This window comes from Rhodococcus sp. p52, assembly GCF_000763325.2.
Taxonomy (GTDB): Bacteria; Actinomycetota; Actinomycetes; order Mycobacteriales; family Mycobacteriaceae; genus Rhodococcus; species Rhodococcus pyridinivorans.
Genome location: NZ_CP016819.1, coordinates 1785190 through 1798777 on the forward strand (window position 1 = coordinate 1785190; position 13588 = coordinate 1798777).

At 67.6% G+C, this 13588-nt stretch carries 13 protein-coding genes and 1 tRNA gene; 9 read left to right on the forward strand and 5 right to left on the reverse strand.

The annotated features are described in order from the left end of the window. Nucleotides 1-96: 96 nt before the first annotated feature. The 5 genes from IM25_RS08235 to IM25_RS08250 all read left to right on the forward strand — a co-directional run bounded on the left by IM25_RS08235 (nucleotide 97) and on the right by IM25_RS08250 (nucleotide 5029). Nucleotides 97-672 carry a signal peptidase I gene (locus IM25_RS08235; protein WP_050993525.1) on the forward strand — a complete coding sequence of 192 codons (576 nt, stop codon included), beginning with the start codon at nucleotides 97-99 and terminating at the stop codon, nucleotides 670-672. After that, nucleotides 669-2618 carry a hypothetical protein gene (locus IM25_RS08240; protein ID WP_065995943.1) on the forward strand — a complete coding sequence of 650 codons (1950 nt, stop codon included), beginning with the start codon at nucleotides 669-671 and terminating at the stop codon, nucleotides 2616-2618. Before IM25_RS08235 ends, IM25_RS08240 begins: the two co-directional genes overlap by 4 nt. Nucleotides 2619-2729: 111 nt before the next feature. Next, nucleotides 2730-2876, forward strand: a complete 147-nt coding sequence (locus IM25_RS26035) for a hypothetical protein (protein ID WP_019290233.1) — start codon at nucleotides 2730-2732, stop codon at nucleotides 2874-2876. Between the two features lie 163 nt (nucleotides 2877-3039). Next, complete coding sequence (locus IM25_RS08245) at nucleotides 3040-3474, forward strand: Fur family transcriptional regulator (RefSeq protein ID WP_024102806.1); 435 nt, start codon at nucleotides 3040-3042, stop codon at nucleotides 3472-3474. Between the two features lie 94 nt (nucleotides 3475-3568). Then, entirely contained in the window at nucleotides 3569-5029 is a 1461-nt protein-coding gene (locus IM25_RS08250) for a catalase (protein ID WP_065995944.1), read from the forward strand. 27 nt (nucleotides 5030-5056) lie between these two features. On the opposite strand, the gene IM25_RS26040 is transcribed toward IM25_RS08250, so the two are convergent. Further along, complete coding sequence (locus IM25_RS26040; protein ID WP_019290230.1) at nucleotides 5057-5200, reverse strand: hypothetical protein; 144 nt, start codon at nucleotides 5198-5200, stop codon at nucleotides 5057-5059. 160 nt (nucleotides 5201-5360) lie between these two features. On the opposite strand from IM25_RS26040, the gene IM25_RS08255 reads away from it, so the two are divergent. Together IM25_RS08255 and IM25_RS08260 are read left to right on the forward strand one after the other, a co-directional pair. After that, complete coding sequence (locus IM25_RS08255; RefSeq protein WP_024102807.1) at nucleotides 5361-6194, forward strand: metal-dependent hydrolase; 834 nt, start codon at nucleotides 5361-5363, stop codon at nucleotides 6192-6194. A 76-nt stretch (nucleotides 6195-6270) separates the two neighbouring features. Further along, a complete protein-coding gene (locus tag IM25_RS08260; RefSeq protein ID WP_033097909.1) occupies nucleotides 6271-8019 on the forward strand; it encodes a cholesterol oxidase substrate-binding domain-containing protein in 1749 nt (582 codons plus the stop codon). 9 nt (nucleotides 8020-8028) lie between these two features. Here IM25_RS08260 and IM25_RS08265 read toward each other — a convergent pair whose 3' ends face one another. The 3 genes from IM25_RS08265 to IM25_RS27410 all read right to left on the reverse strand — a co-directional run bounded on the left by IM25_RS08265 (nucleotide 8029) and on the right by IM25_RS27410 (nucleotide 9963). Beyond that, nucleotides 8029-8550, reverse strand: a complete 522-nt coding sequence (locus IM25_RS08265) for a YdcF family protein (RefSeq protein WP_033097908.1) — start codon at nucleotides 8548-8550, stop codon at nucleotides 8029-8031. 331 nt (nucleotides 8551-8881) lie between these two features. Continuing rightward, nucleotides 8882-8955, reverse strand: a tRNA-Pro gene (locus IM25_RS08270). Between the two features lie 54 nt (nucleotides 8956-9009). Beyond that, complete coding sequence (locus IM25_RS27410; protein ID WP_065995945.1) at nucleotides 9010-9963, reverse strand: metallophosphoesterase; 954 nt, start codon at nucleotides 9961-9963, stop codon at nucleotides 9010-9012. A 66-nt stretch (nucleotides 9964-10029) separates the two neighbouring features. Here IM25_RS27410 and IM25_RS08280 point away from each other — a divergent pair, with 66 nt between their 5' ends. Then, nucleotides 10030-10506 carry a GatB/YqeY domain-containing protein gene (locus IM25_RS08280; RefSeq protein WP_006552434.1) on the forward strand — a complete coding sequence of 159 codons (477 nt, stop codon included), beginning with the start codon at nucleotides 10030-10032 and terminating at the stop codon, nucleotides 10504-10506. Between the two features lie 23 nt (nucleotides 10507-10529). Here the strand turns inward: IM25_RS08280 and IM25_RS08285 are convergent, their stop codons facing one another. Next, nucleotides 10530-12956 (reverse strand): penicillin-binding protein, encoded by a 2427-nt coding sequence (locus IM25_RS08285; RefSeq protein ID WP_065995946.1) that lies wholly within the window; start codon nucleotides 12954-12956, stop codon nucleotides 10530-10532. Nucleotides 12957-13249: 293 nt separating this feature from the next. Between IM25_RS08285 and IM25_RS08290 the strand changes: the two genes are divergently transcribed. Beyond that, nucleotides 13250-13573 carry a WhiB family transcriptional regulator gene (locus IM25_RS08290; protein ID WP_006552432.1) on the forward strand — a complete coding sequence of 108 codons (324 nt, stop codon included), beginning with the start codon at nucleotides 13250-13252 and terminating at the stop codon, nucleotides 13571-13573. The last annotated feature ends 15 nt before the right edge of the window (nucleotides 13574-13588 follow it).

Below are 13588 nucleotides of genomic sequence, written 5' to 3' on the forward strand. Positions count from 1 at the left end.
CCGGGGGGTGGCCGGACCGCTCCATGGGCAGGTTCGGCCACCAACCCTTTCCGTGTGAGCCGTTCACCGACGACTTCTTTTGTGCAGGAGATGTTCATGGCGGCACCGTCCGCATCCCACCGCGCTCAGCGGCACCGGCCGCGGCGGTCGTTCGGATCCGTTCTCGCCGGGGCGGTGATGAACCTGCTCGCCGCCGGCGGAGTGCTCTGCGTGATCCTGGTGATCACTGCCGTGGTGTCGAACATCTCGCTGATCATGTTCAAGACCGGCTCGATGTCCCCGACGATCCCGGCCGGCTCCCTGGCGGTGGTGCAGACGATCTCGGCGGAGGAGATCGCGGTCGGCGACATCGTCACCGTCGACCGGCCCGGGCAGCTACCGGTGACCCACCGGGTAATCGCCGTACACCCCCAGTTGCCCGGCGAAGCACTGATCGAGATGCAAGGTGATGCCAACCCGACCCCCGATCCGGGCCTGTACCGGGTGCGGGAGGTTCGGCAGGTGCTGTGGTCGATCCCCGGTGCCGCGTACGTCGTTGTGTGGTTGTCGAATCCGTACGTGCTCGGTTCGATCACCCTCGCCGCCGCGGCGCTGGTGCTATGGGCGTTCTGGCCCCGCCGCGACGAGAGCACACCTCACACCGATACCGACTTGCCGGAGACACGTTCATGACCCGCAGGCGACTGCAGACGGCGCTTGCCGCAGTGGGGATCCTCGCCGTGCTCGGACTGCTCGCGATGCCCGGTTCACTCGGGTCGACGATGGCCGCGTGGAGCGACAAGGTGCTCGGCACCTCGGTCTTTAGCACCAGCACCGCCGCGAACAAGGCCTATGCCCGCGCGGTGTCGACCTACGGCAGCATCGACCGGCTGGTCACCGCACCGAGCACCTTCGGGCCGGTGCGCTCGTTCACTACCAACAACAGCTCGATCCGTTTTTCCGACAGCGGCTGGACCGAGGGCCGCGACAGCGGTCTGCTCGGCCTGGTCACCGCTGGCGGGCAGGGACGCTCGTGTAGCCGCTCCGAGATCGCCAGCCCCAATGAGTGCGCCTCGTCGGCTCCGGCTCCGGCGCCTCGGTCGTATGCGGATTCGCGGGCTACCGATCTGCAGGTCAACGTCCTCGGAGGCCTGGGCACCCTCATGTCCTCCGGCGCCGGAGAGATCGTGGCCACTGCGGCCTGTCGGCCAGGACAGACAGGGGTGGCCACCTTGACCGGCAACGCCTTCACCGTGCGCGGGACCCCTCTGGCGATTCCTGCGGCGAACACCGAGCAATCCGTCACCGTCCGACCGACCCTGTCCGCCTTCCGCTACACCGGCACGCTGCGGCATGTGCGGATCCAGGAACACAATCGCGCCAGCTCCCAATTGTGGTTGCGCGCTACCAGTGTCGGCGCGCTCACCGGCACCCTGGAGTGGCAGGTGGACATGCTCGTCGCCTCCGCCGAATGCGGCCTGTTCCGTGACCCCTCCCCCGAACCGGGCTTCCCCACCTCCGGCATCGCGATGACCACCGGTCTGCTCGCCGCCCGGCTTGTCGAACCGCCGACTACGGCCGAGGACGGCTGCCCCGAGACGGCACCCACCGAACCCGACCCGAAGAGCGCGAGCAGCGACTCGGAGTCGACAACACCACCATCCGAACCGCTGTCACCCGCCCCTGCTGATCTCCCGATCCCGGCTCCTGAAATCGCCCCCGCCGTGGAATCGGACGCTACGCTCACCCAGCCGTGCACGACGCCGGGCCCCACCGTTCTCGACGCTCTGCCCGGACCGCAGGAGCCGACCTCGACCGGGACCGACGAGGGACAAGACCCACCGGTCATCGTCGACGAGAGCGATCGCGCGGACGACGCTCGTCCCAAGACCACCGCCCCCACCACACCCGAAGACACCCCCACCGACACTGCTCCCGACGCGCCGGACAGCCCCACCACCGAGACGCCGACGACATCGACGCCGGCCGACATGGCCACCCCGACACCGACAGAGTCATCCCCGGCGGCTTCGGCACCGGCCGCCGGTCCGACACAGCCGGTCGAGGTCGGACTCGGCACCGCGTTCGGTGTCCTGGCAGAGGACGGCACCGACCTCGGTACCGCCACCATCACCGACGTGCGCACCGATCCCGGATGCGCCACCGCAGTACACCTGCAGGTGACGACCTCCCCGACCACCGGACCTACCCGCTGGGCCTCGCTGAACCGATCCGACCTGCAGGAAATACTCGCCGACGGCACCGTCGCCCCGGTCGACGCACCCGCAGGACACTGTGTCATTCCCGGCCCTGCGGTCGCGTCGGTGCTGGATCCGGACTCGACCTCCAGTGGATGGATTCTGCTCGCTCCGGTCTCCCCCGGCTCACGGCTGATGCTGCGACCGCCCGCGACAGCCGGATGGATCTTCCCGGTCCCTGCCCCCGCCACACCGCCGGTCTCGACCACCTCCACCGTGCCGGCACCGCCCGACCCATCATCGGCTGCCGACGACCCGGACAGTGTGCCTGCCCCGTCGAATTCGGACCCGACGCCGGCCGAGGCGGACGACGACCCCGAAGCAGTGCCGCAGCCCCACGCCCCCACCGATTCTTCTGATCCGACTACGGGACCCCGGTGAGAATTCGACGGTGCCACCGGGTAATTCGCCGACATTCCGGGCCGGGGCACGCATACGACAGCGGCGGCACACGGTCCTCACGACGCCGAGTGACATGATCACCCAGCGTCGGTGAGCATCGACGTCGAACCCGGCCCAGGTGCTGTCGACACCGTGAAGAGCACGACCGCCCGCTACTTCGCACTCGACGAGGACCCCGCATCCGAGCTCGGCGACCTTTCCGGCGCATCCCGCTGCCCCGAACTCGCCTCGAAGTAACCTCTGCGTGGCAGACCCTGCAGGCGGACATCGACGCATCCCGGGCGCCGGCGGGCGCCGACCACGCCGACCTCTGATCCGATCGGAGACCCGAAGTGGGCGTGACGGGCACCGCACCGACCCTTTTCTTGACTTGTTCCAGAAAAGGGGCATACTTGGTGTCATGCAACAAGGACACGAGCATCACTTCGATCCCAAGGAGCAACTGCGCTCCGTGGGTCTGCGGGTGACCGCTCCCCGCGTTGCCGTACTGAGAACCGTTGCCGAGCATCCGCATTCCGATGCGGACGGAATTGCCGCCCACGTGCGCGACGAACTCGGCTCGGTGTCGACGCAGGCCGTGTACGACGTACTCAAGGCATGCGTGGGGAACGGGTTGCTCCGCCGGATCGAACCGGCCGGATCACCCGCACGGTACGAGACCCGCATCGGCGACAATCACCACCACCTCGTGTGCCGCGCATGCGGCACGGTCGTCGACATCGATTGCGTGGTCGGGGCCGCGCCCTGCCTGACACCGTCCGACGACCACGGCTTCGTCATCGACGAAGCAGAGGTCACCTTCTGGGGCCTGTGCCCCGATTGCCGCGCCGACTAGCGCCCACTCGCTTCACCGGTGGTCCGGCCCCTCCGCGGGCCGAACCACCGGCTTCGTGTCCCGAGACCCGGAACATCCGTATACGGAGGTCACCATGACGAATGCCCGTTACACCACGAACAACGTCGGTATCCCCGTCGCCAGCGACAACGAGTCGCTCACCGCGGGCACCCAGGGGCCGATCCTGCTCCACGACCACTACCTGGTCGAGAAGCTCGCGCACTTCAACCGCGAGCGGGTGCCCGAGCGCGTCGTGCACGCCAAGGGCGCCGGCGCGTTCGGTGAGTTCGTCGTCACCGAGGACGTCTCCGCCTACACGAAGGCCAAGCTGTTCCGGCCGGGCGTGAAAACCGAGATGCTGGCACGCTTCTCGACGGTCGCCGGTGAACAGGGCAGCCCCGACACCTGGCGCGACCCGCGCGGTTTCGCTTTGAAGTTCTACACCGAGGACGGGAACTACGACCTGGTCGGCAACAACACGCCGATCTTCTTCATCAAGGACCCGATCAAGTTCCCCGACTTCATCCACTCGCAGAAGCGCCTGCCCGGCTCCGGCCTGCGCGACCACACGATGCAGTGGGACTTCTGGACCCTGCGCCCCGAGACCGCACACCAGGTCACCTGGCTGATGGGCGACCGTGGCCTGCCGCGCACGTGGCGCCACATGGACGGCTTCGGTTCGCATACCTATCAATGGATCAACGCCGACGGTGAGCGCTTCTGGGTGAAATACCACCTCAAGACCGACCAGGGCATCGAGTTCCTCACCCAGGACGAGGCCGACCGCCTCGCCGGCTCGGATCCCGACTACCACCGCGCCGACCTCTACAAGGCGATCGAGCGTGGCGAGTTCCCGAGCTGGACGCTCCACGTGCAGATCATGCCGGTCGCGGAGGCGGAGAACTACCGGTTCAACCCGTTCGACCTGACCAAGGTGTGGTCGCAAAAGGACTACCCGTTGATCAAGGTCGGCACGATGACCCTGAACCGCAACCCGCGCAACTTCTTCGCAGAGATCGAGCAGGCCGCGTTCGCCCCGTCGAACGTCGTGCCGGGCATCGGTTTCTCGCCCGACAAGATGCTGCTCGGCCGCGTGTTCTCCTACGCCGACGCCCACCGCTACCGCATCGGCGTCAACCACGCACAGCTGCCGGTGAACTCCGCGAAGGCCGCCCGTGTCGACTCCTACAGCAAGGAGGGCAACATGGCCTTCACCTTCAACGATCCGCAGACCCCGGTCTACGCACCGAACAGCTTCGGTGGTCCGCATGCCGATCCCGAGCGGGCCGGCGACGAAGGTCTGTGGAACTTCGGAACCGAGGCCGTGCGCGCGGGCTACGTGCAGCACCCAGAGGACGACGACTTCGGTCAGGCGGGCACCCTCGTCCGCGACGTGATGGACGACGCGGAGCGCGAACGCCTCGTGAACAACATCGTCGGACACGTCCTCGGCGGTACCTCGGAGGCGCTCTACGAGCGGATCTTCGAGTACTGGCGCAACGTCGACGAGGAGCTCGGCAAGCGGGTCGAGGCGGGCGGGCGCGCCGGAGCCTGACCCGTCACCGGGGGAGATGCGGCGGGATCAGAGCAGTCCCCACCAGTAGATCAGGGCTGCCAGCGCCAGCACGATCAGCGTGGTGTCCATGTCGCTCTCCCTCCATCCGACGACGACAACTCCATCTTCCTCGCAAACGAGGAATCCGGCACAGACGCCAGGGCCGTCCACCTCTCCGGTGGGCGCCCCTGCCGGCGTCTGCCGAACATATCGGATGTTCGAACACGCGTGTGACAGGTGTGTCGGCTGTGGTTGTTAGGTTGGAGATCCGGGGCCGGCGTCGTCACGCCGGGTCGGGTTCGCGCTCGTTCGTCGAAAGGTGTTGTCCGACATGGTGATGGGTCCTACCCATGCAGTATCCGGGGCGCTGGTGGGGCTCGTCGTCGCAGATCTGCTTCCTACCGACTGGGGTGCACCCGCGTCCACCGCGGAGACCTTCGCCTTCGCGGCGGTGTGTTCGGGGGCGGCCCTGCTTCCGGATCTCGACACGGCACAGTCGACGGTCGCGAGGTCGTTCGGGCCCGTGAGCCAGACCTTCGCCAGGGGCATCGACGCGGTCTCGCTCGGCTACTACTCGCTCACCAAGGGCAGCCGCGACCGGAAGCGGCGCGGCGGGCACCGCACCATGACGCACACCGCGCTGTTCGCGGCACTGCTCGGAGCCGGAGTCTCGGCACTCGTCGCGAGCTTCGGCAGGGAAGCGATCATCGGGGTCCTGTTCGTCACTCTCGGTCTCGCACTGCGCGGGTTGTTCGGGTCGTGGGCGAAGAAGCGCGGGTGGGTGGTCGTCACCCTGAGCGCGGCAGTGCTGTCGATCCTGTCGTGGACGTGGTTCCCGCAGGAGGTTGCGTCGACGGGCCTGGGGGTCGCGGTGGCCCTCGGATGCGCGACGCACTGTCTCGGCGACGCCATCACCAAGGAGGGAATCCCCTTCCTCGCTCCGTTCGTGCCCTGGCGCGGGTCGCGCTGGTGGGAGATCAAGCTGCCGTCGGCGTTGTCCATCCGTGCGGGTGGCCCGTTCGAGCTCGGCATCCTCGGTCCGGCCCTCACCGTGGCGGCGGTCGCGATGGCGGTCTGGTCGGTCGACGGCGCTCCCGAACACATCCTCGGCACGTTGGAGGCGTCGGGTCTGTCGTTCTGGAGCGAGGGTGCCGCACACCGGTAGCGGTACTGGAGAATAGAGAGAACTTGTTCTATTTTCGCGGAGTCCGCGCCCGCAGAACAGAACGGAACCCGCCCTCGTGAGCGCTCGAGCCTCTGGTCCCACCCTCAGCCGTCGCGGTCTTCTCGGAGCAGCCGCCGGAGCAGCCGTCCTTGCAGGCACGGGATGGACGCTCGCGGGTGCGGTACCGCTCGGCGACCCGGCAGCCACGATCCCGGCGCCGCCGGACTTCCCGGCCGACATCCCGCTCTCGCAGCAACAGTTCGTCAACTGGGCGAAGACCATCCGGTTCGACGCGGTGTGGACCGCGACCGCGCGCACCGCCGACGACGTCGTCCGCCTCGCGAACTGGGCGCACGCCCACGGCTTCCGCATCCGTCCCCGCGGATCGATGCACAGCTGGAGTCCGCTCACCCTCGAGGCCGGGCAGGACATCGAGAACGTCGTGCTGGTCGACACCATGTCGCAGCTGAACCAGGTCGTCGTCGATGCGGACGCCGCACCTCCGCGCGTGACGGCCGGAGGGGGCGCGAGCATCGAATCCATCCTCACCACGCTCGAAGCGAACGGACTGGGCTGGGCCAACTCGCCCGCCATCGGCGACATCTCCATCGCGGGGGCACTGTCGATCGGTGCCCACGGAGCCACCTACCCGGCGGCGGGGGAGACGGTGATCCCCGGCCAGTCGTTCGGCTCCCTGTCCAATCTCGTCCTGGCTCTGACCGCCGTGGTGTGGAACCCGTCGGCCGCTGCCTACGAACTCCGCGAGTTCCGCCGCGCCGAACCGGAGATCAGACCCCTGCTCGCCCACCTCGGACGCACCTTCGTCACTTCGGTGACGCTGCAGGCCGGAGCGAACTACCGGGTGCGCTGCCAGAGCTTCACCGACATCCCGTGGCACGAACTGTTCGCACCGCCCGGCTCGCCGGGACGCACCTTCGAGCGCTTCGTCGAGGAGCACGGGCGGGTCGAGGCGATCTGGTTCCCCTTCACCGAGACGCCCTGGCTCAAGATCTGGTCGGTCTCCCCGGAGAAGCCCGCCGCCTCCCGTGAGGTGCAGGGCCCGTACAACTACTACTTCTCGGACAGCCTGCCCGAGGAACTCACCGACCTGCTGGGACAGGTCGTGCGTGGCGCCCAGGGCGTCACACCGGCCTTCGGTGCGTCACAGTTCGGTGCGGTGGCCGCGGGACTCGCAGCGACCGGCACGAACGATCTGTGGGGCTGGTCCAAGGACCTGCTGTTCTACCTGCGCGCCGCGACCCTGCGCGTGGTCGCCGGTGGCGGTGTCGTCGTGACGAGACGCGACAACATCGCCCGCGTCATCAACGAGTTCACGACGTGGTTGCACGAGCGGATGACGCATTACGCCTCGCTCGGTCAGTACCCGGTGAACATGCCGTTCGAGGTACGTCTGTGCAAGGTCGACGACGCCGACGAGGTGCTCGTCGACGCCGCCGGTGTGCCCGACCTGTCGCCGGTGCGTCCCCGCCCCGACCGGCCCGACTGGGACACCGCGATCTGGATGAACGTGGTCTCCATCCCCGGAACGGCCGGGATGCCGGCCTTCTTCCGCGAGATGGAGCAGTGGATGGCCGCCCACTATTCGGGCGACTATGCAACCTTCCGGTCCGAGTGGTCGAAGGGCTGGGCGTTCGACGATCAGGGCGGCTACCGCGACCCTGGTTTCCTCGGGGACACAGTGCCGGCCATGTACCGCACCGGATTGCCGTCCGGGCAGGGCTGGGACGCCGCGCTCGCGGCCTTCGAGCAGTACGACCCGCATCGGGTGTTCAGCAACCGGTTCCTCGACCGGTTGCTGCCCTGACGTTCCGCTTCAGCACCCCGTGTGCGAGAAGGCCCGCATGTAGCCGGCGGTCTGATAGGCGTACGCCCATGCCCAGTACGACAGGGCGATGTCGGCAGGGCTGGCGGCCATGATGAGCTCGCCGTCGAAGCATCGGTCGAGGATGAAGCGCGCGCGGGAGACGTGCGGCACGAACGTCACGACGATGACGCTGTTCCAGCCGCGCTGCTCCGCGAGGCGACGCAGTTCCATCGCTTCACCGCGCGTGGTCGGCGGGTCCGGTTCGAAGCACGTGACGGGGAATTCGTAGCGCGGGTGGTCGCACAGGTCCGTCAGCCAGACGTCCTTCGTGCCGTTGGGATTCGACACCACGACCTCGGGTGCGAAGCCTTCGAGTGCGAGTTCGAGCGCGTAGGGATAGCGCTCGTAGATCGCACCGCCGAGGACGAAGATCGCATCGGCCCGGCGATACGGGCTGAGGTTCTCGATCTCGATCTGCGGGGCCACGTAGACGGGCACTCCCGCGGCGATGAACGCGCACGCGACGAGCACGAGGACGGCGAGCCACCGTCGTCGCCGTGGTCGTGGCCTGGTGAGTGTGGAACCTCCGGAGTTCTCCGGCGCGCCCTGCTGGGAGGCCCTGTGTCGTCGCCTCATCCGCTGATTTCCGTTCCCCCCGACCGGAGTCGGAGCGTCTCGCGAGTGCGGTGCCGCCTTTCAGTTTAGGGTATTCAAGTCTGTTTTAATCCCTAAAAACAGACTTGAAGAATCTTTTTTGACGGGAGGGGACGTCCTTTTCCGGAGAGGTGAACAAGGTGCCCCGGAATGCGGTCAGGGCACCTTCTCCGTGAGGAGAAAGTGCCCTGACGAGTTCTTCCACGAGTCGGGGTGGCGGGATTCGAACCCACGACCTCTTCGTCCCGAACGAAGCGCGCTACCAAGCTGCGCCACACCCCGTATTGAACCTCGGTCAGCTTACAACACGAGTCCGCAGAAGATTAAATCGGCTGGTCAGCGACGTAACCCGGCGCGCTCTGCCGAATCACCGCTGGCCTGCTGCGCGGTGTCGCGCGAGGCCGGAACGAGGGTCAGCAGGGTGGCCTCCGGACGGCAGAAGAACCGGGCGGGAGCGAACGGCGACGTGCCGATACCCGCGGAGACGTGCAGTCGCATGTGGGCACCCCAGCGCGACGCGCCCTTCACCCGCGACCGGTCGATCCCGCAGTTGGTCACCAGCGCGCCGTAGAACGGCAGGCACAGCTGGCCGCCGTGGGGGTGGCCCGCCAGAACGAGGTCGTAGCCGTCCTCGGCGAAGCGATCGAGCACCCGCGGCTCGGGGGAGTGAGTCATGCCCAGTCGCAGATCGGCCGAGGGATCGGCCGCACCTGCGATCGTCTCGTACCGGTCGCGGTCGAGATGCGGGTCGTCGACACCGCCGACGGCGATGCGCACGCCGCCGATCTCGATGTCGCGGCGCACGTGCGTCATGTCCTGCCAGCCACGTTCGGTGAACGCCGCACGCAGGTCGCCCCACGGGAGCGGAGGCCCGTAGACGCGGTCGTGGTCCTTGTCGAAGTAGGCCAGCGGATTCTTCAGCACGGGAGCGAAGTAGTCGTTGCTCCCGAAGACGAACAGACCCGGGCGGGCGAGGAGTCCGCCGAGGGCCTGGACGACGGCCGGAACGGCCTTCGGGTGCGACAGGTTGTCGCCCGTGTTCACGACGAGATCGGGCTCGAGGCCGTCGAGTTCGCGCAACCAGTTCTGTTTCAGCTTCTGATTGGGAGTCATGTGCAGGTCGCTGATGTGCAGGACCCGCAGTGTCGACGCGCCGGGCGCGAGCACCGGCACCGTGACCTCGCGAAGGGTGAACGCGTTCCGTTCGATCAGCGTGGCGTAACCGAGGCCGAGAGCGGCGGCGCCGGCAGCACCGAGGGTTACGCGGCGAATTGCAGACAGGTCAGGCACTTCTCCAGCGTACCGCCGTGCGTGGTCCTCGCACGTGGTTCGCCTGTCCCGCGTAGCGTTTCCGGCATGAGCGACACCACATCCTCCCTCGAATCCAGGCTGCGGACCGACCTGACCGCAGCGATGAAGGACAAGGACAAGCTGCGGACCGAGACCCTCAGGATGCTGCTCGCGGCGATCCGGAACGAGGCGGTGTCCGGCAAGGAGGCGCGTGAGCTGTCCGACGACGAGGTGCTCCAGGTCCTCGCGAAGGAATCGAAGAAGCGCGGCGAGGCCGCCGAGGTCTACACCGAGAACGGACGCGGAGAGCTCGCGGCCAAGGAGCACGCCGAGGCGCGGATCATCGACGAGTACCTGCCCACCCCGCTCACCGATGCCGAACTAGTCGACGTCGTCGACACCGCCCTCGCGCGCGTTGCGGAGGAACTCGGCACGCGGCCGGGTCCGAAGAACATGGGCCAGGTGATGAAGGCCGCCACCGAGATCGCGGCAGGCAAGGCCGACGGCAAGCGCCTGTCCGCAGCCGTGCGTTCACGCCTGTAAACCGACCGTGGAAGCCCTGCGGCTCAGTTGTCGGGGCGGCTCGGTGTCGTCGTGGGAGTGGACTCCTCCTCCGCCGGCGGACTCGACTCGCTCTGCTCGAGCTCACGTCCCGGGATGGGCGCGGGCGTCGACCGGCGGGGCGTGTCGGGGACCTCGCGGTCGCGCGGGCGGGCCGGGGTGGCGCTCGTGGTGGGAGCGACGCGGACCGATCCGTCGCTGATGAACAGCGTGACCGTCGATCCCGGGACGGCCGAGCCGCTCGGGGACGTACCCGTCACCGTTCCGGCGCGTTCCTCACCGGCGATCGTCGCCTCCGAGACCGAGAATCCGGCGTCCTGCAGTCGCTGCACCGCGCGGTCCTTCGACAGGCCCGTCACGTCCGGAACCTGGGCGTTGCCCGCGCCGCGGACGTACCGGGGATCGGGGGCGGGCAGTTCGATGGAGCCGAACTTGTTCGCCACCGGCAGCATCGCTGAGAACCATGTCCGCGCCGGTTCGGTACCGCCGAAGAGGTTGCCGTCGTAGCAGGGGCGGACCGGACCCGAGCAGATCTGGCCGGGAGTGGGGGAGTCGCCGTAGGTGTAGACGACTCCGGCAAACCGGTTGGTGAAGCCGAGGAATGCCGAGGACATGTGCGACTCGGTAGTACCGGTCTTCGCCGCGACCGGCAGGTTCCAGCCCACCGACCCCGCGGCACCCGAAGCGGTACCGCCGGCGGCGGTGTCCTTGCTCATCGCCGTCGTCAGGGTGTCGGCCAGACCGGGCTCGACGGCCTGCTCGCACGCCTGCTGCGTGATCGGCACGGGCTTGCCCTCGCGGTCGAACACCCCCTCGATCGGGGTGGGCGGGCACCACTTGCCGTGCGAGGCGAGGGTTGCCGCGACGTTCGACAGCTCCAGCGCGTTGATCCACGTCGGGCCGAGCGTGTACGAGCCGAGGTGCTGGTTCTTCTGCATCTCGGCCATCGACTGGTCGCCGAAGCCGGAGGTGCGGGGCTGCAGGTACGACCGCAGACCCAGGCGCACCGACATGTCGACAACCGCGTCGACGCCGGTCGCCTCGATGAGCTTGACGAACGCCGTGTTCGGTGACTGTGCCAGCGCGTCGGTCACCGACAGTCGCGACGGATACGGCGCGGCGTTCTCGACGCAGTAGTAGTTGGCCGGGCAGCCGCGGGCACCGCCGTCGCCCAGACCGCGGGCGTTGTAGCGGGACGGGACGTCGAGCACGGCGGAGGTGCCGAGACCCTGTTCCATGGCGGCGGCGACGGTGAAGATCTTGAAGATCGACCCGGCGCCGTGACCGGCCAGCGAGTAGGGCTGCGGCTGGACCGTCTCCTTGGCCTCGGCGTCGAGACCGAACTTGCGGCTCGACCCCATGGCGAGGACCTTGTGCGAATCCTGGCCCGGCTCGATCACGTTCATCACCGAGGCCACGTCGTCGACGGTGGGGCTGGTGAACCGGTCGAGCGACTCTTTGACGGAGTTCTGGACCTCGGGGTCGAGGGTCGTGCGGATGAGATATCCGCCCCGGTCGATCTGCTCGCGCGACAGGCCCGAGTTCTCGAGATACTGCAGCGCGTACTCGCAGAAGTAACCGCGGTCGTCGGCAGCGATGCAGCCGCGGGGGAGCGTGTTGGGCTCGGGCAGCACGCCGAGCGGCAGTTCCTTCGCGGCGCGGATCTCGTCGGCGCGCTCCGGGATGTTGTCGATCATCGTGTCGAGCACGATGTTGCGACGGGCGAGCACGCCGTCGGGATTGGTGTACGGGTTCAGCGCCGAGCTGGACTGCACCATGCCCGCGAGCATCGCGGCCTGCGGGATGTTCAGGTCCTTGGCGTCGATGCCGAAGTAGGTCTGGGCGGCGTCCTGGATGCCGAACGAACCGTTGCCGAAGGGGACGAGGTTCAGATAGCGGGTGAGGATCTCGTCCTTGGTGAGCTGATCGTCGAGGGTCAGCGCCATGCGGATCTCACGGATCTTGCGGGCCGGCGTCGTCTCGATCGCCGCGCGGCGTTCGGCGTCGGTCTTCGCGATCACGTGGAGCAGGTAGTTCTTGACGTACTGCTGGTCGATCGTGGAGGCGCCCTGCTCGACCTGACCGCTCGTGGTGTTGGTGAGGAACGCGCGGATGGTGCCCTGCCAGTCGACGCCCTGGTGCTCGGGGAACCGCTTGTCCTCGATCGAGACGATCGCCAGTTTCATCTCGTTGGAGATCTGGTCGCTGGGCACCTCGAAGCGACGCTGGTCGTAGAGCCACGCGATCGGCTCGCCCGCCTTGTCGACCATGGTCGTCACGGCTGGGACGACACCTTCGACGAGCTCGGCGGAACTGTTGTCGACGGTGTCCGCGGCTCGGTTCGAGACATACCCGAAACCACCCGCGGCCGGGAAGAGCATCCCTGCTACGAGAACGCCGCCGAGGGCCGTGCAACCAGCGAGCTTCGCCACCGTTCTTCGGATCGACACGCCTACACACTACGTGGCGAGGGACCGGCCGGCCGTTTCCAGGGAGCGGGCGTGGCACGACGGGCAAGGTGAAAACGCCTCCGACGTGGGACTTTGTACGTGCGTACCAGAAAAGGTTTCGTTCGCCTTGCGCGTGGGCATCAGTTTACCTAGATTGAGACATCAGTGTGACGCAGATAACACCTTGACGGGCAGGTTTTGCGCCGTTGCGGCACACGGACGGCGCAGACCTCGAACACCGCGAACCGGCGTTCGGAAAGTAAAGGGGCAACTGAATGCACATGACCACCCCGACGACCCGACTCGACGTCGACCAGGCCGAAGCGCGTATCGCTTGGGTCTCCAAGGCTCGCTGCCGCGAAGTCGATCCAGATGAACTGTTCGTGCGTGGCGCAGCGCAGCGCAAGGCTGCGGTGATCTGCCGGCACTGCCCGGTGATGCTCGAGTGCGGGGCGGACGCCCTCGACAACCGTGTCGAGTTCGGCGTGTGGGGAGGCATGACGGAGCGGCAGCGTCGTGCTCTCCTCAAGCAGCATCCCGAGGTCGAGTCCTGGGCCGATTTCTTCCAGGCGCAGCGACAGCACCAGAGCGCGGTCTAGTCACCACCTCACCGG